The organism is Providencia manganoxydans (assembly GCF_016618195.1).
Classification (GTDB): Bacteria; Pseudomonadota; Gammaproteobacteria; order Enterobacterales; family Enterobacteriaceae; genus Providencia; species Providencia manganoxydans.
This window is the reverse complement of record NZ_CP067099.1, coordinates 1,012,782-1,033,618: the sequence shown is the minus strand read 5'-3', so window position 1 is coordinate 1,033,618 and position 20,837 is coordinate 1,012,782. Positions and strand designations below refer to the sequence as shown.

At 35.2% G+C, this 20,837-nt stretch carries 19 protein-coding genes; 9 read left to right on the top strand and 10 right to left on the bottom strand.

The window, feature by feature from the left end:
• Positions 1–12 precede the first annotated feature (12 nt).
• Positions 13–876 (top strand): hypothetical protein, encoded by an 864-nt coding sequence (locus tag JI723_RS04475; protein WP_272580331.1) that lies wholly within the window; start codon positions 13–15, stop codon positions 874–876.
• A 1,014-nt stretch (positions 877–1,890) separates the two neighbouring features.
• Here JI723_RS04475 and JI723_RS04470 read toward each other — a convergent pair.
• On the bottom strand, positions 1,891–2,445 hold the full coding sequence (locus JI723_RS04470; RefSeq protein WP_272580332.1) for a tyrosine-type DNA invertase: 555 nt from the start codon (positions 2,443–2,445) through the stop codon (positions 1,891–1,893).
• Positions 2,446–2,726: 281 nt separating this feature from the next.
• Between JI723_RS04470 and ugpQ the strand changes: the two genes are divergently transcribed.
• Complete coding sequence (gene ugpQ / locus JI723_RS04465; protein WP_319066875.1) at positions 2,727–3,467, top strand: glycerophosphodiester phosphodiesterase; 741 nt, start codon at positions 2,727–2,729, stop codon at positions 3,465–3,467.
• Positions 3,468–3,512: 45 nt separating this feature from the next.
• Here ugpQ and JI723_RS04460 read toward each other — a convergent pair whose 3' ends face one another.
• The 8 genes from JI723_RS04460 to JI723_RS04425 form a co-directional block, all read right to left on the bottom strand.
• Positions 3,513–4,190 (bottom strand): fimbrial protein, encoded by a 678-nt coding sequence (locus JI723_RS04460; RefSeq protein ID WP_070926607.1) that lies wholly within the window; start codon positions 4,188–4,190, stop codon positions 3,513–3,515.
• Between the two features lie 39 nt (positions 4,191–4,229).
• Positions 4,230–5,837, bottom strand: coding sequence for a fimbrial protein (locus tag JI723_RS04455; RefSeq protein ID WP_337979804.1), 1,608 nt, complete (start codon positions 5,835–5,837; stop codon positions 4,230–4,232).
• Positions 5,838–5,850: 13 nt separating this feature from the next.
• On the bottom strand, positions 5,851–8,346 hold the full coding sequence (locus JI723_RS04450; RefSeq protein ID WP_337979803.1) for a TcfC E-set like domain-containing protein: 2,496 nt from the start codon (positions 8,344–8,346) through the stop codon (positions 5,851–5,853).
• Positions 8,347–8,364: 18 nt separating this feature from the next.
• The gene (locus JI723_RS04445; RefSeq protein WP_140187635.1) at positions 8,365–9,045 is read right to left on the bottom strand and encodes an EcpB family pilus assembly chaperone; all 681 of its coding nucleotides are present in this window, start codon (positions 9,043–9,045) and stop codon (positions 8,365–8,367) included.
• A gap of 161 nt (positions 9,046–9,206) precedes the next feature.
• Positions 9,207–9,839: a common pilus major fimbrillin subunit EcpA gene (ecpA, locus tag JI723_RS04440; protein ID WP_272580336.1), complete on the bottom strand. Its 633-nt coding sequence runs from the start codon at positions 9,837–9,839 to the stop codon at positions 9,207–9,209.
• Between the two features lie 283 nt (positions 9,840–10,122).
• Positions 10,123–10,443 carry a helix-turn-helix domain-containing protein gene (locus tag JI723_RS04435; protein WP_272580337.1) on the bottom strand — a complete coding sequence of 107 codons (321 nt, stop codon included), beginning with the start codon at positions 10,441–10,443 and terminating at the stop codon, positions 10,123–10,125.
• 799 nt (positions 10,444–11,242) lie between these two features.
• Entirely contained in the window at positions 11,243–11,482 is a 240-nt protein-coding gene (locus JI723_RS04430; protein WP_337979802.1) for a helix-turn-helix domain-containing protein, read from the bottom strand.
• An 836-nt stretch (positions 11,483–12,318) separates the two neighbouring features.
• On the bottom strand, positions 12,319–13,497 hold the full coding sequence (locus tag JI723_RS04425; protein WP_272580338.1) for an ion channel: 1,179 nt from the start codon (positions 13,495–13,497) through the stop codon (positions 12,319–12,321).
• Between the two features lie 32 nt (positions 13,498–13,529).
• Here JI723_RS04425 and JI723_RS04420 point away from each other — a divergent pair, with 32 nt between their 5' ends.
• Both JI723_RS04420 and cptA read left to right on the top strand, forming a co-directional pair.
• Positions 13,530–13,700 carry a hypothetical protein gene (locus tag JI723_RS04420; RefSeq protein WP_175442502.1) on the top strand — a complete coding sequence of 57 codons (171 nt, stop codon included), beginning with the start codon at positions 13,530–13,532 and terminating at the stop codon, positions 13,698–13,700.
• Positions 13,701–13,845: 145 nt separating this feature from the next.
• Positions 13,846–15,555, top strand: a complete 1,710-nt coding sequence (gene cptA / locus JI723_RS04415) for a phosphoethanolamine transferase CptA (protein ID WP_272580339.1) — start codon at positions 13,846–13,848, stop codon at positions 15,553–15,555.
• Between the two features lie 56 nt (positions 15,556–15,611).
• Here cptA and JI723_RS04410 read toward each other — a convergent pair whose 3' ends face one another.
• Positions 15,612–16,265: a DUF421 domain-containing protein gene (locus tag JI723_RS04410; protein ID WP_070926621.1), complete on the bottom strand. Its 654-nt coding sequence runs from the start codon at positions 16,263–16,265 to the stop codon at positions 15,612–15,614.
• 193 nt (positions 16,266–16,458) lie between these two features.
• On the opposite strand from JI723_RS04410, the gene JI723_RS04405 reads away from it, so the two are divergent.
• From JI723_RS04405 to JI723_RS19875, 5 genes are all read left to right on the top strand, one after another.
• Positions 16,459–16,830 (top strand): hypothetical protein, encoded by a 372-nt coding sequence (locus JI723_RS04405; protein ID WP_272580340.1) that lies wholly within the window; start codon positions 16,459–16,461, stop codon positions 16,828–16,830.
• Between the two features lie 151 nt (positions 16,831–16,981).
• A complete protein-coding gene (locus tag JI723_RS04400) occupies positions 16,982–17,419 on the top strand; it encodes a GNAT family N-acetyltransferase (protein WP_272580341.1) in 438 nt (145 codons plus the stop codon).
• Positions 17,420–17,475: 56 nt separating this feature from the next.
• Positions 17,476–17,742, top strand: a complete 267-nt coding sequence (locus tag JI723_RS04395; protein WP_070926627.1) for a DksA/TraR family C4-type zinc finger protein — start codon at positions 17,476–17,478, stop codon at positions 17,740–17,742.
• 595 nt (positions 17,743–18,337) lie between these two features.
• Complete coding sequence (locus tag JI723_RS04390) at positions 18,338–20,344, top strand: BCCT family transporter (protein ID WP_140182179.1); 2,007 nt, start codon at positions 18,338–18,340, stop codon at positions 20,342–20,344.
• A gap of 254 nt (positions 20,345–20,598) precedes the next feature.
• Positions 20,599–20,808, top strand: coding sequence for a T3SS effector OspC family protein (locus JI723_RS19875; RefSeq protein WP_369113499.1), 210 nt, complete (start codon positions 20,599–20,601; stop codon positions 20,806–20,808).
• The last annotated feature ends 29 nt before the right edge of the window (positions 20,809–20,837 follow it).

Below are 20,837 nucleotides of genomic sequence, written 5' to 3'. Positions count from 1 at the left end.
CAGGAGTTATATATGTCAAAATATAGAATGCAGACAAGCTTATATATATTATTTCTATTAATCATCAGTTTTAATACGTCAGCTGATTCATCTGTAGACTTTGGTCCTAGACCTTACATGAATGCAGTAGTCAGTAATGGTGGTACAGGGCAGATGACAGAAGTAGGATACAAAGCTCCGGGAAGTGGTGATCCAAAGAGTGTCAGAATTGGGTTAGAAGCTTCTGGTTATATTCCAAATAGAGGGAATATAACAGTGTATTACGAAAGACTTTCAACTAATGAATGTAATGGCCGATTGGGTAGCTACACATCAGCAATAAATACAATAACAAATATAATGAATAATAAAATAAGTATTCCATATATATCAGGTGATTCTGTGGCTTTAGAATTGATGGACACTATTAATATAGATTTTATTTACGCCTGTTATGATTCAATGAACAGGGCTTCTGCACATATAGTAAGAAGTAGTCGGCGTGGGGATATTGAAATTGTGAATCCCCCAAATAAAAAAAACACATGTACACTAAACGACCAATTATTAAACTTTACATTTTTAGCAAATGCATTAGATGTAAATGGTGCTAAACAAAATAGAAACTTAACTATAAATTGTAGCAATGGGGATGCAAGAGACTATACCTTGAAATTAACCTCTTCTCGGGTAGATCAAAATGGGAATTTAAGTTTTGGGAATAGTGTAGCAGCTAAAATAGCTATTAATGGTACTGATATTAGTGCGAATAGTTCAGGTATTGAATTAAATGCTCTAGAAACAACAAACCTTAATGTCACAGCTAGTTTAGTTGGTGTAGCGCTAACTTCAGGAGAATCTTCAGCATCCGGAGTCTTAGTTTTAGAAGCCAAATGAGCACCCCATCACAAGCAGTGAGGTATTAACACCAAAGGCCAACTACTGATATCACGTTCAAGGAGCTAGGAATATCCCGCTAAGTAATTGATACTCACAGCAGCGCACTCGACGTCTAGGAGTTTTAAAGTTTCAGAAGAGGCAGACATAATATGGGGGATACAAAACTAAAATTCCCTTTCATAGCTAAGTCATATCTGCAAATTTGTAATTTTTATTCAACTACCGATTGATAAAATACGAATAAAGAAAATAACGCTTCTCTGGGTTATTCATTTGCATAATTTTAGTTTTTATGTTAGCTCGATTAACCACATCATTTATGTAACAAGAATAAATATAAGAATAAATTCACCATCATTTACTCTTATATTTAATTCTATTTTTAATAATAGCTTTTTAGTTATTAAAAGCTATTATGGCTGCTTCATATCCTGTGTGGCACTCAATTAATTTGAAATTTACAGTCGTTTTTCCTATACTTTTTTCTTTATTTCCACAGCATATAGTGAAGAAAAAATAATAGCTTACCGAGGTTACTTCAATTCTTCCAAGAATATGAAGCACGTAAAGATCAGCTATCAGATAATACTCCTGAAACCTTCTGACAAACAGAGATCCAGTTACCTAAATCAAATTGAAAATATTGCAGCAATAATTGCAAGCTAGCCGGCGTCGTGAACAATAATATCGTCAACAACTTCAGCAGCAACAAGCAGATGTTCAACGTCTTAACAATAATCTACAATTATTAGCGAAAAAAACAGTACACCGCCACCAGCTAGTTCAACTCAGCCCATCTTGACAACTGATGCTCTAAAAAAACGAGCAATTACGGCAAGCTTATGCCCAATACAATTTAGGTTGGTTAATCCAAAAAGACCACGTTACGCAAACTTCACATCACGCCGTACGTTATTACTTTCAGTTAGCTTGCGACAATGGCCTCCAACAAGCATGCTTAGCCCTTAAAGCTCAAATCGCGCCATAATGGCGCGACCTACCTCATTCAATTTAATAGTCCCATATACCATTAAATCGTTTTTCGTTACTTGCAGTATAAATAACAGTATGTGCAATATTTCTGTGCCCTAAATAATCTTGGATTAAGCGGGTATCACGACCTAAATCAGCCAAAGCATAACCGCAAGCATGACGTAACATATGTGGGTGCACTTTAATTGATAACTTAGCGTCTTGCCCATATTTTTCAATTAAACGAAAAATTTGGCTACGTGATAAAGGTTGATTTTTTTGAGATAAAAAAACCCATTTATTATCATCTGAGGCAATTTTTTTACGTTTGGATAGCCACATAACCAAAGCATCATATTCTTCAGGAATTAGAGGCTGTACAGTTGAAAGCCCAGATTTTAAACGTTTAACATAAATAACTTTTTGCTTCATATCGATATCATCAAGGGACAATTGGCGTAATTCACTTACCCTAAAACCATGTAAAAAGCCCATTAAAAACAAACAATAATCCCTTTCAGGATATCTCCCACTCTTTGTAGCGGCCAGTAATGCATCTACTTCTGTTTGCGTCATAAAACTTCTTTTTTTCATTTTTATCCCTTAAAAGTGCTCACCTCTACCTAAGGCAATAAAGTATTTATTTCCGATACCTATCATTGTAAAAGCACCAGATTAGACTTTTATTAGCCTTTTAGATACTCCTTATATCTAAAACCTCCCTTGCTTTAATAAAACAGAAAATGCGATAACGTTTTGTTATCCTTTGACGAGCAGGTAATCATCGAAGTATTAAAATATTCATTACAAGTGAATTAATATTATGTTTTAATCAAAACCCTATTCCCCTTTCTAATGAAAAACGGACAAAATCTATGAAATCATGGCCTTATCCTAAAATTGTTGCTCACCGAGGCGGAGGGAAACTTGCTCCAGAAAATACATTAGCCGCAATCGATGTTGGGGCTAGTTTTGGTCATACCATGATTGAATTTGATGCAAAACTTTCTCTTGATGGTCAGATTTTTCTCTTGCACGACGACACACTTGATCGTACTAGCAATGCTTACGGCGTTGCAGGTGAATTAAATTGGCTACAATTATTAAAAGTTGATGCAGGTAGTTGGTATAGTAAAAAATTTGCAGGTGAGCCATTACCTTTACTTTCTGAAGTCGCAGCTCGTTGCCAACAACACGCTATGATGGCGAATATCGAAATTAAACCAACAACAGGTCTAGAAGCTGAAACAGGAAAAATTATCGCGCTTGCAGCGCTTCAATTGTGGCAAGGCCAAACAGCTCCATTGCTCTCCTCTTTCTCAATTGAAGCACTAGAGGCTGCTCAACGGGCTGTACCAGAATTGCCGAGAGGATTGCTATTAGATGATTGGCGCGATGATTGGCATGAGCTAACAACACGACTGGATTGTGTATCTATCCATCTAAATCATAAACTATTAGATGAAAAGCGGATTAAACAATTAAAAAATGCAGGGTTACATATTTTAGTCTATACCGTCAATAAACCACCCCGTGCTGCGGAGTTATTAAAATGGGGGGTTGATGCAATTTGTACCGATGCGATCGATGTTATTGGTCCTGATTTTGCTGCATGATATTGCTTCACTTTGCAAGTTATTGACTAACTTGCAAAGCCCATACTATTCACAGTTCCCAATCGAATGATATTTGTCAAAAATCACAATATATTTACGGCTTTTCTTTTTTAAACGTGCATCTCGATATTCCTGCTGAGGTAACAAATAAAATACATCAGGTGTTTCATCTTCACTGACTTGGCAACTGTCATGCAAGATCACTCTAAAATAAGTATTTCCGGTATTTTTTAATACTCCTTCAACAGGATCACTTTCATATTTGAAATTAGGTTGCTTGGGTCTAACAACAAAGTAGGTTTCTAAACTGATAGTGGGATAAAACAAAGGAGATTTCTTTTGAGCAACACTATTTTGCGCTTCAAATGGTGTTTCACTAATAATCACTTTGTAATATCTCTCCTGTTCGTCAACCTTTCCACGATAAAAAATCTTAAAAAATTCTTGCTCTTTTGGTAATAAGATTTTTTTTAGTGGAGTGAAAATAATCTCACCATTGCGGATCTCTTCGCCAACTTCATGACCTCCCGGTCGATCAATCTTATACGCACTAAAACTATACAGATTCGTTGTTTTCGTATCATTAATGTATGGCTTTGAAAAAAACTCTTTATCCGCTTCCATAGAAGATATATCGGTATCGATATATAAGGCATAAGCACAGTTATAAAATAAACATGACATTATGAATAATATATAAGAGCTTAGTTTAACTTTAACCATTTTATCACTTATGCCTACATTGTTAGAGGTTGTTGAACTTTAATGAACATCAGGTCCAGTCCAGATTGCTTTTACTGTCACCGTACCACTTGCCGATACCGTACCTAGCCAGTCAATACCATCCAATGTAAACAATGAACTGGAATCATTCATAGGGAATGATAAATCCAGATTAGTGCGATAAAAAGATCCGAGATCTTGATTTGGTTGATCCCATGGTGTTTCAGACCATAAAGCATTTTTAAGTGATATTTCATTGCTATCACAACTTGCTCGATATGTCGATTTACCGCCATTTTCATTTGTAAATGAAAGATAAGCAGAAAATGGAACTTTAAACTTCTCATCATCCGATGAGAAAAGACAATATGTTTGTCCCTTTAAAGCAACAGAAGGACCATCAACTTTAGCTGTAATTGAATCTGCTTGGCGAAAACCACTGGTAGTAACGATATAATTGAATTCAATCGGCGGCTCTTCACTCCCCACTTTTCCTGTTTTAGATTGAACAGGGTTAAAATCGGCAGGAATGATACTAATCCCATAATCTCTCGGTTTTATGATCATTTTATTTGATGGCGTAAATTCATAGTATCCTGATTGTGGTACTGCCGTGTTAGTAAACGAAAATGTGAAAAAATCTTGGCTATTAGTAAAGTCAACATTACGGCTAACTAATTCTTTAAAGAAAGTGTTTGATAAAAATATAGATACATGTTGATTTGTCGGTTTAAAGTAATAATTAGCTTGATTTGTTGAGTTATAGTTATACCAACGATTACTTCCGTCATCAGGGCCAATTAATATCGTGTTTCCCGCAGGAGTAAAAGGAATTAATGTATTATTAATTTTCAGGCTCAACCTAATGTTGGCAAAAATATCACCTTTAGTTTCTTGATCAATAACCTGGCAAATAATACCACTTTGATTTGAAATAATACCAATACGGCAAAACTCAGAGCCTAACCCTAGATTAGGATTCCCATTACTATCAATAAAAATTTCTTGTAATGCACCAGTAGAGGTTAGTTTGATATGACCAGACTTAGTTATATTAAATTCATGGGAAGCAATGATATTACCGCCAACGCTTCTACAAGATTCACCTTTACTTGGGTCATAATCTGTTTGTGTCATGCAAGCTCGATAGCTATATGTCTCGTTCGTACTCACAGGTAATTGTAAGAAATATTGATATGCTGAATCACTGAAGATCCCCCTAGCATAATTGGATTCTCCACGCACATCACTCTGTACAATTTTATAAGCACCATCTTTCCCCATATATTGAGCAGGCCAATATCCTGTACTATCACGGCAAGTGTTTCGCATACATCGATTACCTGTAAACGGCCGATCTATTGGTGAATTTTCTAACCAAATATCAACATTTTGATTAGCCCGAATGCCTGTATTCGTATACCCCATATAGCCAAGACTTAGCTGAGATGTCCCTGAGTAACGCGTGTATTTATTTGATCCCGAAAAACGAGGATCGGTAGATCTCGGAGTAATAAAATATTCATCATCGACGTTATTTTCAATAAATACATAACTATTGGTAACATTTGCAGCTTGTACATTTCCTCCCGTAAAACCATTAACAATGGTACAAACGAGAAATATAAAAAGTCTATGTTTATTCATTAGCAAATTCTCTTTATCTTTTCGCAATTGAAGATTGAGGCTCACAGGTGACATCGCCTACCCACAAAGCACCTCTAGCGCCTTGTAGGTTTAAATCGGCCTCACAAATTGTTTTTTCATCTTCTTGCAATAGCGAAATAACTGGGTAGCGAACATCAACATCCATCGAAAACTCACCATTTTCATCCGTCTTGGTTCTTCCAATATGATTACGTATTGAAGCATATTTAATAAATTCACCATCTGGTGATTTAAGGCGACCGAAAACAGTGATTAATTGCCTAACTTCCGGCTGATAAAAAGCAATATTCCCCGGATATAAAGTGACAGATTTGTTCCTTCCAGACACAATATCGAAGCTATCTTTCGACTTACCATCATTCATTAATTGAATGTCGTAGTCAGAATAAGGCGATAGAGGGATAAATGTATTTTTTCCACTAATAGGATAATTTTGACCGTTGACCTTCGCCACCATACTTCCAGCACCGTTAATGTCAGAGTTAATAATCACCCCTGATTTTCCTTGCTGTCCACTTGGTGTCACCATGCCATTACTATAAGCAATAGAGCCACGAGAAGTATAATTACCATTAAACCTATCATTATCCGGTCGATTTAATGTGATCGTACCTGAGTTATATTTCATATCGTAAGAAGCATAAGCTAATGTTGAGAAGTCTGACTCACCGTTGTTTTTATCTCGGACTAATTTAGAAACAGATACCCCTGCATTCGTGATTGCAGAATCATCAAAGTTTTTATTCGCATAAATATTGGCCTTTACGTTACCGTTCGTAGAAGAAACACCAGTGCTTAACCAAGTGGATAACGGCAAAGAAAAATCAAGATTAATATATTTTTCATTAGTACTGCTTTGATTATCATAATGGTAACGCTGAACACCCGCTCTTAGCCCGACGGTCCCGTAACGTCCAGAAAATAATGTATTCGCATATTCATAGTTAATCGAATCACTGCCAACGCGGCGATCTTTGGTATTACTAATAGTAAAGCTTCCTGCTCTATCAATCACTTTATCAAAATTAAAAGTACCACCATAAGAATAGCTATCTGCATCATAAAGTGGCAAATCACCTTTTATGACTGTCTTCTCCCTCGACGCCCATAATGAGGCATAACCATCCGGTAAATTTACAGAAATAGTGCCAATATTCCGATGACTTCCATGGTTTTCCAACATACCTTGCCAAGAAATTGATAAGTGCTCATTTAAAGCAACATTAATACTGGTTTCATTGACTAAGAACTTATCAAAACCATAGTTAGACATGGTTAAACTCAATCCTGAGAATATCGGAAAACTTTTTGCTATCGAAGCACCTAATAAATAGCTCTTATTTGGAGTTTGAGTGTGTGAGTTTTCACCTCTCACATAACTTTTCTTATCGAAATCAACATAACCACCATAAATTTCCCAATTGGTCTTATCAAAATTTCTCCCCATAGCACCAAATGATTTATTAATAGTTTGGTTTTGTGTCGTCACAACTTTACCATCAACAACAGTTTCAATCGTGACATCATAAATACCATAAGGTAATACGCTAGTATCAACCTCATAGTTACCCATAGGGAAGTTTTGAATATTTAACAACTTACCTTGTCGATATATTCGTACTTCACCAGGGCTATTCAAAAATGCATAAATTGGTGTTAAAGACTGCTGCTTATTAACCATAAGACTTGAGGAATTATTACCTATTGAGACCGCATAAATTTTGCTACTGCTTAACGTAGTCAAACTAGCGATAGACTGTAAATTCCATGTGCTCATTAATCCAAGCGCAAAACGCAAGCCACCAAAATCACGCTCATACATTGCTCGATAGAGTTCAACATTTGAATTCGATTTACCAATACTGTAAACAGAAGCATTAATATTCATATGGTGTTCTGCAAGCGCAAATAAGGTATCTAAATTGAAATAGCTACTAGACGTATTGTTAGCATTTTTGACTTGGCTTTGAAAAATACCGAGATCATAGTTAGCGACTGCTGAGACTGAATCAACAGAAGAGTTTCCTAATGAGGATTGTCTTATACGTTCTTTAGGCGAAAATGCTTGCTTATCAACATCCAAAGATAAATTAAAAGAAGAGATATTCAATTGTAGTACTGCATCACGGCTAATCACGATACCATTACTTTCATTAAAAAAAGCATTTTGTTGATTATCTATTTTCTCTACTAATTGCTCATTGAGTTTAGGCCCTTGCGTATTATCAATAAGATGAATACTCGATAGCTTTATCTTATCCTGATCGATAACAATGACCGCATCTGCTATCTTATCTTCACTTTGATTATTTTTATCTGCATCCTTTAATCGTAGGAATACAGGTACAGTCATCCCTTCCTCTAATGCAATAACGAATGCAGGAGGAATAATATATCCACCAATTTTTAAACTTTTTATTCCATTGGCATGAATAGAGCCTGAAAAAATAATACTCAATATTGATATCGCAATAACACTCTTACGCATGATTAAAGCCCATTCTAGTTATTTGACAACAATGAACTCTCCTTTGTGCCAAATACCTACGCTAGATTTTTTATTTGTGAGATCGACAAGCTGTAATTTCACTGCTAAATGAGGCATAAGGTAATAACGCTCTCGGCAAATACCATCTACGCCACTTTCTTTCTTTGAAGCCAAACATGGACCAGAAGCAACAACTCTGAAAGAACTATTTCCTAAATTAGAAACTTGTGAATTTTCATATTTATAATCGAACCGTTCGATTCTTGGTGCGACAACCAATATAGTGCTAATAGTTGCAGATGTTGTAGCTGATGCTGATTTTGCACTTTTGGTTGCTCCACTTTCACCTATCGGATCATCTTTCCAATTTAATCGATAGTATCGCTCTTTATCATCTTTAGGCCCTTGATAAATAATCTTAAATATATCTCTTGCATTACCTGGTAAAATTAAATTTGCAGGTGTTGATAATATTTCATTAGGATCACTGATTGGTAAAACCTTTCCGTTATCTAATGGTGAATCTATTTTCTCAATACTTAAATTAACCAATCTTGCCGTAGCAACAGTATTCTCTACTTCTTTAGCTAAGGTACTATTATTAGCATCAATAATTTCAGTAATATTACCAACATTGATGGCAAAACTACTTTTAAATGGTAATAACATTAAAATAGTGACTAAAGTTATTTTTCTCATCATAATAAAACTTAAAAATAATGACGATAAAGATACTATTTCCTTATACTATCTTTATCGCGATATTAAACGTCATACATTAAATTACAGCATTAACTTAACTAACAATTAATATTTTGTGAGCTATGTTTGCTGTACTTGAATATTTAATCAATTGGATACTATGCGTCAGAACCTGACTCTGGATTTGGAGCCGGAGTAAAATCACCATCCCAAGTCGCAGTAAACTGAACCTTTACATCACCATCCCAAGTACCATCAGTCAGTGATTTAAAATCAGTTGCTGCTCCTCCCGTTTCTGCACCAGCGATAACAAATGTAAATTCACCGCGGTCAGTTGCACGCTCTGAGCCATTATAAACACCATTAGCCGCTAAATTATCTAAGCCCGATGTCAAATTTTTAGAGGTATCGATTAAAACGGTATCTGTTGTTTTACTTAAATCCGCACCGTTCCATTTAACACCAACTGTTAATTTAGAATCATCAGTTGTTCTTGCTAATGTATTGGCAATAATTTTTGATGCTAATTTAAAATCTGTTGCACCGGCTTGCCCTTGAATAGCAATATCAAACGCACCATTTTGCTGGTTAAAGCTTTTTTGTCCTTCTGCATAATTAAAGGTTAAGCTTTTTAATGGAGTAACAACTAGCATGCTAGTTGTATCTTTGATCGCAGTTGCTTGCCATGTTGCTGTTGCTTGAGCAGTACGTGTCTCTGCATGTGCAACTGTAGCAAAAGATGCGGCAATAATAGTGGACAGTAATACTGACGGCAATTTTTTATTGAACATATTATTCTCTCTATTTATATCTGTGACAAAATTAAATACATAGTACAAAGAATACTGTTATCAGGATCCTTTATTAAATGTAATCAAAAAAAATTATAAAAAATAAAAACCATGACCATCGAATAAATCCGATGTTCTTTAAATAAGACAAACATCCATACTAAAATGATAATTCATGATTGATATTACCTATTTCATTAATAAGTAATACCAACCAAAATTTATTTTCTTTATGTGAATTTTTATTACCTAGTATACCAGATTAAATCTTAATAAAATCAAGCTAGTTCCACAACTTATTCGAGGTATTACTAACTATTTGATAATATGTCCTATCTTTATTGATAGCCTCATTAATTCTTTTATTATCATGCTCATCCATGACAGTATTAAATAAATCTCGCCATGATTTGTGCAAAATAGTTAAAATATTATCGACTATTTCAAAAGTGAGTTTTGTTTGCCCTGTTTCATAACGAGACACTTGCTGTTGACTGACATTTAACATCATCGCTAGCTGACATCCTGATAGACTGTTTTCTTTCCTTATTTTTCTTATATATAGCCCTATTTTTTTGTTTATTTCATCTGCAAGATAATCCATAAATCCCAGCCTTATATAAAAATAAGTATGCATTAATAAATACAGTTAAAGTTATGCGCAAATATTTGTTAGGAAGATAGTAAAACCAACAACTATCTTTGTATAATTGATTTAGAGAATCAAAATCCACAAACAAAAAGTAGAAAACTATTAAAACAAGGCTTTTTTACATTTCATTAAGAATTAAAAATAAAATACTAAATATAACAATGGAATACAAAAAACCAATACAAAATTAGAGTTCGATTATTTACATTTAGATACATTTTAAAATATTCACACAGAAAAAATACTCATATCTCGCCTATTTTGATCAAAAAACACTCTATCAAAAAATGATTTTCGGTTCAAATTACTCATAATACGCGTTTTTTACATTGAAGCTGTCTTTTTTAAGATTTATCTTAATGGTTTGTAATATGTATACTAAGCTGTTTTCTATTCAAAACAGCTCGATATGCCGCCGTGTAAACAGTCAACAAATATCTCAACATGGCTAAAAATCATCATGGATATTTTTAGATAATCAATTTCAGCTCATTCATATCCTATATTCAGGTTAAACAATCATATAAATTGCCTTAATCTTTAAAATTCTCATGAATGAGCTGATAACTACTGATATAAACTAATTTGCGTTCGTCTTTCTTAACATAACTGCATCATATAAAGCTATTGCATTCTATCACTACCGTTAGATAAAAATCACTATCCGAAACCATATAACCAATAGCCTTCCACGTGAACCGATACTCAACATATGCAACCGAATAACCTAATTCTTTGTGTTTACAGTTAGTTATGCCCAAGCGTTTTTTGAATTTTTACTGAGTATTTTCAAATAAATATCTTCATTTTCTATAGATTGCTCAAGCTTCAATTGATTGTTAACGTTAACAGTTTTATTTATAAAATCAGCCCAATTACCCTCTAACTCTATCATTAACTGATTGATTAACGTGATATTGAAGTTAACTTTTCCTGTCTCATAGCGAGATAGTTGCTGCTGACTAAGGCCTAATTTTTTGGCTAAACTCATAACCTTTTATTCGTTGCTTTTTTCTAAGATTTTTAAAGTATAGTGAAACCATGCTGTTCAAATCTAAATTATCCATCGATACCACCTTATGTGATTGCTGTTCTATTCTTAATTTAATTATACAAAAAAAAAAATTAAGCGGTTAATTTAAATTATGTCAATGTATAAAAAATATAAAACTTAACTTACAATTAGCATTATTATCTTATAGAAAACTATAAACTTTAAATTTCCATTCTCAAAAAACAAAAAATACTTACATAAATATTTAAAATTATAATTTCAAAATAATTTGAAACAACTAAAGAAATAAAGCTGATAGTTTTACTGTTAGTTACTTAAGACGCTAATCAATATATTCAAATCACTTTCATCACCATTAAAATACCTTACATTACAACTAGTTATATTAAAATTGTTAAAATATTACTTTATACATTACATTTATTCAGCTTTTATTTAACAATAATTTCACCTTGCTTTATATGTTACAGATAACAATTTTTATTCACATTATCGATTATCTATATTAATATTTAAATTAGCTACGATTGCAATAGTCATAAATTCACTGCAAAGTTATTCCCTAAATACAATCAATGCTGAATAATATCCACGTGTAAAATAATAAATAGATGACTACTACAACATAACATTACCCTTACCTACTGTTATGAACTCAAACATCACATGTAATAATATCGTTTCACTTGTACCATTATTTCCTTCCCTATAAAATTTTCTTAGGAAGAACTGTAAAATTAAGCTGCTTAAAAGCAGCCTCCTTTGGCGCTGATAACTAATTTACTTGATAATGGTATAGCGCTTTCATTCTATTAATTTTTCACCATTTTATTTAACAGAATATCACTCATACTAGCATTCGATATTGTTTCACCACAAAGTACCCTCATCAAAACCTCACCACCGAGCGAAGAAAGTGAAAACAACATATCAGGTTCTAGTAGGCGAATTTTATCCATATTACTTTCTTGGTTAACGAGAACGATCGTTTTTACATCTTTATTTGCATTAACTAATTGTTTAACACCTAATAATACGAACGTACTTAACGCATCACTATCCGTCATAATTAATACATATTGCGCTTGCTTAACATTCGCTTCAGCTAATAGTGCTGTACTTGTGGGATCACCCGTTACTATATTATCTTTCTCTGGATAATGTGTCCGATGGCTCTCTTGACAAATCACAGCGACAGGAAGATCTCGATTTTTTAACCCTTGATATACACTGACTGCCGTTGGTGTACTACCAATAACAACATAATGATTCTTCATATAAGAAAACCTCTTACGAACAATTTCCTTTGTCCCTTTAGCTAATAATCCAACAACATAAACCACTGATGTTGTAAATATAGTAATTCCAAGAATGATCACTGTAACAGTAAACACTCTAGCATCTGTTGACACAGGAACAATATCGCCAAAACCAACTGTTGTCATACAAACTAAAGCAAAATAGAAAGCTGTTGTTCCATCTTTTACAACAGGTAAAAATTCATTACCAATATAAAGTGTGCCAAAAATAGAATAGAGCAACAAAGCAATGATACAGGTGACTGCCACAAAGCCAGCACTGGTTAAACTATGATGATGATATCGTCTCCAAAACACACTTAATGCACTAAATAAACCTAAAGAAAAATAGCCTTGATGAATGTTTTCTGTCGCGATTTTTAAATCCACAAATGAAATAATTGCCAATAGAAATAACGAAAACACCCATGCGATACGCGCACCATTAAGCATAAATAACGATAAAAAAATCAATGAAATACCAAGAAGAAATCTTGGAATATCAAGTAGTTTCATAAATCCAAGAGATTTAAGCCACTCACTAAAGCCATTTGCACGCCAATCAATATAATCGGTATAAGCCCCAAAAACAGGGGTAATAATCATATAACCGTCAACGATGATAAGTATTGAAAGGACAAGTCGAATAAATAGGGATGATTTCAGAAAAACAATAAATACGTTATCTGACATTTTACCCTCACCCTGTGATCAGATAGGAATACATGGAACCCTCTATATATCACATGTTACGCAATGATGTTAGCTGCCAATACGCATTCCTTTCAATTTGGCTTACGGCATGTAACACAGACATCAACGAAAATGATTTAGTACATCTTGATGGTAAGCACGCCATCGCCATAACCCATCATAAAATGATGAAAAACCATTAACTTAAACCAAATATCAATCAATTTAAAAATCAATAACTAGCTAATCATTTTATTGAACTTAACTATTAAACTCATATCTAAAAATCGATTTTCTGCATTTTTTCTTATTACCTAACTTAACTTAAGAATAAGAGTTTAATAAATTATGGTTAATTCTACACAAGCAAAAAGATTTAGCTGGTCAGCCTTATTTTGGCTTCTCATCTACTTCTGGTATTTTTCCTCGCTATTGCAAATCTACGTAGTTGTGACGGGGCAAAGCAATACTATTGGGCTTAGAGATTCATTATTGTACAGTACACTTTGGTTAGTACCGGCCTTATTCTTCCCCCAACGGATTAGATTGGTTGCAGGTATTATTGGTATTATTCTTTGGCTTTCATCTGTTATCGCGCTTGCTTATTTTGTGGTTTATGGCCATCAAATTTCACAGAGCGTTATGTTTGTCATGTTTGAAACCAATACCAATGAGGCAGGAGAATTTTTACAGCAGTATCTTAGCGTTAAGGTAGTTGCAGTGATTCTCATTTATACCCTAATTGCTATTTTCTTATGGACGCGCCTAAAACCCGTTAACATGCCAGTTCCTGCCCGCATGCTAGTATCATTACTCGTTTTAGCAATATTATTTGGCGCACCTTATTATAATAAGGGTATTAAGCAAGACAGACCAATGGCCAATGTCATATCATATATTAATAGTAAATTGGCTTATGCAGCGCCTTGGCAGTTTGTGAGTGGATATTTCCTATATAAAAACCAACTCGCGAATATGGAAGAACTAATCCGTGATAACAGTAAAATTCCACCATTAGAGAATTTTGTTGATTCTAACGGCAATACGCCAAGAACCTTTGTGCTGGTGATCGGTGAATCCACAAGTCGCGACAGGATGAGCTTGTATGGATATCAGCGCCCAACAACCCCCGAGTTAGTTCAATTAAAACAAAACTACCCAGATAACTTGTCGGTGTTCAATGATGTTGTTACTTCGCGGCCTTATACGATTGAAGCATTACAGCAAATCTTAACATTTGCTTCGCAAACAGAACCTGATTTATTTAATTCACGTCCCTCAATCATGAATATGATGAAACAAGCTGGCTTCAAAACATTTTGGATCACTAATCAGCAAACCATGACTGAGCGTAATACGCTATTAACCGCATTTTCACGTCAAACTGATAAACAGTATTATTTAAATAACGATATGGCACAAAGCTCTAGAATTTATGATGATGTCGTATTCGCACCGTTTAAAGCTGCACTTGCGGATCCTGCTGAGAAAAAATTTATCGTTGTTCATTTACTTGGCACTCATATGCGTTATGAGTTCCGTTACCCAGAAAATCAAGCTATTTTTAAAAATAGAGATAGCCTAGTACCAAGTAATCTAAATGATGACCAAGTCAAAGACTACAATGCTTATGATAATGCGCAGCATTACAACGACTATGTTGTTTCAACCTTGATAAAAGATTTTGATTCATCAAAAGAGAATGGATTTTTAGTTTTCTTCTCAGACCATGGTGAGGATGTTTTCGATACACCACCGCATGAAACACTAGGCCGTACAGAAGGAAAGCCAACTAAAGTTATGTATAACGTACCATTTCTCGTATGGCAATCACCTGAATGGCTACAAACTCATCAATTGGATTTAAACGATAAAACTAGCAGACCCTATAGCACCATGGATTTTATTTACTCATGGTCTGATTTAGCTGGATTCAACTACCAAGGCTATATCCCACAAAGAAGTTTATTTAGTAATGAATTTGAGCCACAACCACGCTACATTGGTGATCCTGAAAACAAATCATCACTTAAACTATATGATGATTTAAATAAATAGTATTAACTCAAAATGGGAAGCTATCAGGCTTCCCATTTTATATGCTAATAATCTGACTACTGTATTTTGCCATCTTTCAAAATAAACTTAACTTCTCCTTGCCAAAACTCCGCAAGAAATACCGAATCAGGCTCATTAATCCCCTGCGCCTGCATTTGTTGATTTAACCACTCTTCATCTTTCTCTACAGATCGTAATTCATTTAACCTAGCCACCCCGTCCTTCATCACAATCACTGAGGGCATATTGGTTGGATCACAAATAACAGTGAGCTGCCCATCAGGTTCAATTTGAGCATAATAAATTTCTTGAAATGAATGAACACCTTGTGCATGTATCCGTGAGGAAATATTCAAAATATCAATTTTATTTCCCTTCTCAAGTATGTTTTCCATGATAAATTTCCCTTTATTAATAATAGGGATGGGATTACCAATAGTAACATTGCGGATAAAATTAAACTTTTTAGTTAAATAGTTTAGTCCTGAAATAAATGAGACACCAATAAGCAAGATAATAACATACTGATATAAAGGAATAGTGTCACTATAAATTACCCCCCCAATTATTCCACCTAAAACAAAGTTACCAATGAAATCAATCGGTGTCATTTGTGATAACTGCGTTTTCCCTGAAAGATTCATATGACTAAGAACAATAGCGAAACCAATGATAAATTTAATGATCACAAGTAGATAATAATAACTCATATCCTATTTCCTTTAGCTCTATTATTGTTTTTTATACGTTTTAACCAATATGACAATAGCATACTCTCTATCATCTTCTCTTACAGCTTATTTTCGGAGCCCACTTATTTTAAATTATGTTGAATATACGTTATATTTATATAAATGCTATATGCATCCTTGTCCCACTCATAACATGCTAAAGGATATATTTATGAAAAAGAAAATATTAGGTGCCCTTATTTTTGCTGGTATCATCTCTATGGCTGCGGGTTGTGACGACTCTTCAAAAACTGATGAAACAATGAAGCAGGTTGAAGAAAAAGCAGAGCAATTAAAGGATTCGGGTCAACAAAAAGCAAATGAACTCGAAAAACAAGCTTCAGATAAAGCATCAGAACTTAAGGATTCAGCCGATAAAAAAGCCGATGAATTAACTGAGAGTGCAAAAAGCAAACTATCAGAAGCTAATGATAAAGTCTCTGAAAAGAGTCAAGAAATTAAGACTGATGCCATTAATAAGGCCGATGAACTAGCTACTGATGTCAAAAATAAAACTGAAGAGCTTAAGTCAGAAAATAAATAGCTTCTTCGGTTAAATAGCTTCAACAAAAAACAGGTCAATTGACCTGTTTTTTGTTGAACATGATGTAACCAAATAGCACAAAAACCGTATTGGTTTATTCTATGGTATCGCTATGATACCTTTATGATTTTTACACCAAATGGACATCAATATGCAGATAAAATATAGCCTAGGCCACTCTTCTCCTGAACTCGTCGATGATGCATTCGAATTACGTCAACAAGTTTTTACTCATGAACAAGGCTTCCCCGCTGAAATTGATATTGATGAATACGATAAACACGCTTTACACGTTGTGCTATACCTAGAAGATACCCCCGCCGCGGTATTACGCTGTATATTACATTCAGATGGCCGAGTTAAAGTTGGCCGTGTTGCCGTACTCAAACAACATAGAGGTAAAGGGCTAGGTCGTAAGTTAATGAGATTCGTTGAGCAATATGCAAAAAAACACCAATTTCACACGATCGGCTTATCAGCACAGCATACCGCAATTGTTTTTTATGAAACTTTAGGTTATCAAACCGAAGGTGAAATGTACGATGAAGACGGAATGGATCATATTTATATGGTATTACCATTAAGCTAGCGTAAATGCCCTTACTCTATAGGTAAACCTTTTCTGTCCTATTATTGGAGGTCTTTATGGCTAACGGTTGGGCAAATGAAAATGCCGTTCAAGAACAAATCGATGCAACATTGGATGATGCCGTTGCTAAAGCGCGTAGCCAACTTCATTCAGGAGAAAGCGCCGAATTTTGTATTGAATGTGGTGAAGCTATCCCTGTAGCACGACGCCAAGCACTTCCTGGAGTGCAACTTTGTATTGCTTGCCAAAGTGCGCTTGATAAAAAGAATGCGACTTTCAGTGGTTATAATCGCCGAGCAAGTAAAGATAGCCAATTGAGATAACCTGTTTTACTCATTCCCTAAAAGTGAATGCTCCATATCATTTGGAGAAGCGTAAAATGATAACTGAGTAGGTCGCGAGCAGCATAGACAACAGAGTGACTGATATAAGCCATACTTCAGCTCAAAGCGCGGTAATTTGAAGAGTAAGAAGCATAAATATAGTCAGGTCATTTAGAGGATTACCTGCCTCCTCAAAATTAACATAATTACGCATTTCACTCATCTTATATAACTTTTTATTTAATCAGCTAAATCATAGTAATTATCACTCTTAATTGTATGATTAATAATAGTATATCATTAACTCGCGATAGCTAGTTACCCGTACTTATTTGAATTTAAGCTCTATATATGGCAGTATATCTGCCTATTTTTTCTATTGGGGGGGTAATAATCAGCAAAATAGTGGATAGTGGCAGTTTCTTAATTGTCTTTTCAGCTATCTCGATGAACTCGTTTATTAATGTTCTTTCTATCGTTTCTTATTTTAGAAACCCATTCGCAATTTTCATTGTTTCATTAAGAAGGACAGTTCGCCGCATACCCAATGCACCGTATGGTATGTAAACAATAAAATAAATCTAAGAAGGTTGTTATGAGTCAAACTGATACTGATTCAAAAAAAATTCGCTCAAAAATTAGCCCCCCTGTATTTTATACTTCCGCTTTGGTTATCTTAGTGATCGTAGGTTTCGCTGCCCTAGCGCCTGAAATAGCAGAATCTCATCTAAGTCATCTTCAACAAAATTTATTCAATAATGCTAGCTGGTTTTACATTTTAGCCGTTGCTATCATTTTATTGAGTGTGACTTATCTGGGACTCTCTCGATATGGACAAATAAAATTAGGCCCTGATCATGCACAACCTAACTTTAGTTATGTTTCTTGGTTTGCAATGCTCTTTTCAGCAGGCATGGGTATAGGCTTAATGTTCTTTGGTGTTGCAGAACCGGTGATGCACTACCTAAACCCACCGGTTGGTGATCCCCAGACAGTTGAAGCCGCTAAAGAAGCTATGCGCTTGACCTTTTTCCATTGGGGTCTTCATGCGTGGGCTATTTATGCCATTGTTGCATTGATCCTGGCATTTTTCAGCTACCGCCATGGGTTACCACTCACATTGCGTTCGGCTTTGTATCCAATTATTGGTGAACGCATTTACGGACCGATCGGGCATTTTGTCGATATTTTCGCCGTTGTAGGGACAGTTTTTGGTGTCGCAACTTCACTTGGGTTCGGCGTTTTGCAAGTTAACGCAGGGATGAACCACCTATTTGGTTTACCTGTAACCCCTATGGTGCAGGTTGCTCTTATCGTGATCTTTACTTGTCTAGCGACGATTTCTGTAGTTTCAGGGTTAGATAAAGGCATTCGTATTCTGTCTGAACTGAACTTAGGTTTAGCTTTTATCTTGCTGTTGTTAGTGCTAATTCTTGGCCCAACCGTTTTGCTATTAAAGTCATTTGTCGAAAACACTGGGGGCTATTTATCCGAGATCGTGAGTAAAACCTTTAACCTGTATGCCTATGAGCCTAAGTCTAGTGATTGGTTAGGTGGATGGACCCTCCTCTATTGGGGCTGGTGGCTATCATGGTCTCCTTTTGTCGGTATGTTTATTGCCCGTATTTCGCGTGGTCGTACAATCCGTGAATTTGTCACAGGGGTATTGTTTGTACCAGCAGGGTTTACACTCATGTGGATGACCTTTTTTGGTAATACTGCGATTAACCTGATCCAAAACCAAGGCGCAGTAAAATTGGCTGAAACTGTTCAGTCTGATGTTTCGCTCGCGCTGTTTGAGTTTTTAACCTACTTCCCGTTTTCTACTGTATTGTCATTTTTTGCAATGCTAATGGTCATCGTCTTTTTCGTTACCTCCGCGGATTCGGGCGCAATGGTGGTTGATACCTTAGCATCAGGCGGAGACTCAAACACCCCTGTTTGGCAACGTATCTTTTGGGCCGGGCTGATGGGCGTTGTTGCTATTACTCTGTTACTTGCGGGTGGTCTACAGGCTTTGCAAACATTGACTATCGCTAGTGCTCTACCTTTCGCGATGGTATTACTTGTTGCCATCTATGGGTTATTCAAAGCATTGCGTGTTGATGCCTACAAGCGCGATAGCCAACAATTAGCCACTATCGCACCTACCGCGAGCCGTAACCCAATTCCGTGGCAACGACGCTTGCGTAATATCGCTTATTTTCCAAAACGTAATCAGGTAAAACGTTTCTTAGGTGAAGTCGTTTATCCATCAATGGAAATGGTCTCTGAAGAATTAGCTAAACAGGGTACAACATGCCATATCCATAATGATAAAGATGACCGAATTGGTTTTGAAGTCGATTTAGGTGAAGACATGAACTTCCTATATGAAGTTCGCCTACGCTATTATGTACAACCCGCATTCGCACTTGCAGGCATGGGGGATGATAGTGACGAAGAGAAAAATGAAGAGCAAAAATACTATCGAGCAGAAATCCACTTAAAAGAAGGTGGTCAAGATTATGATGTTATGGGCTGGACTAAAGAACAAATCATTCATGATATTCTCGATCAATATGAAAAACATATTCACTTCTTACATTTGTTAGGTAAGTAAATCACTCTTAGGGCATCAGAATTTATGCAAAAATAATCTGATGCCCCGTTTTTTTAAAGAAAGCATTTCCTTTTCAAGTAAAATTACTTTTATTTTGAGGAATTAGCTTATGCTTTCAGTGTACAAAAATTCAATTACCTTACCCAAGCATCCCTTTAGAAACCTAGAGTCTGCCAACAATAATTTCTCTAATTTAGTCACTAGCATGGCTAACGTAACTATTAGTTCTGAAGCGCGTCAACATTCTTGTGAATATGAATACACGTACGATGCAGTATTTTTTCAAAAAATTATTGCGGCTCAAAGTTATTACACCATTTATTGAACACGCTGCTCCTATCTTTAGTCAAAATGATATGAAACAAGATTTGGCGTTACGCTTAATTGATTTCATTAGGTCATCTAAAGATGAAAAATTCAAAAGTTATATTTTACGTCCTAAATACCACATACCTATACTCTAAATAATTCGGGATGGGGATGCAGGTAGGCG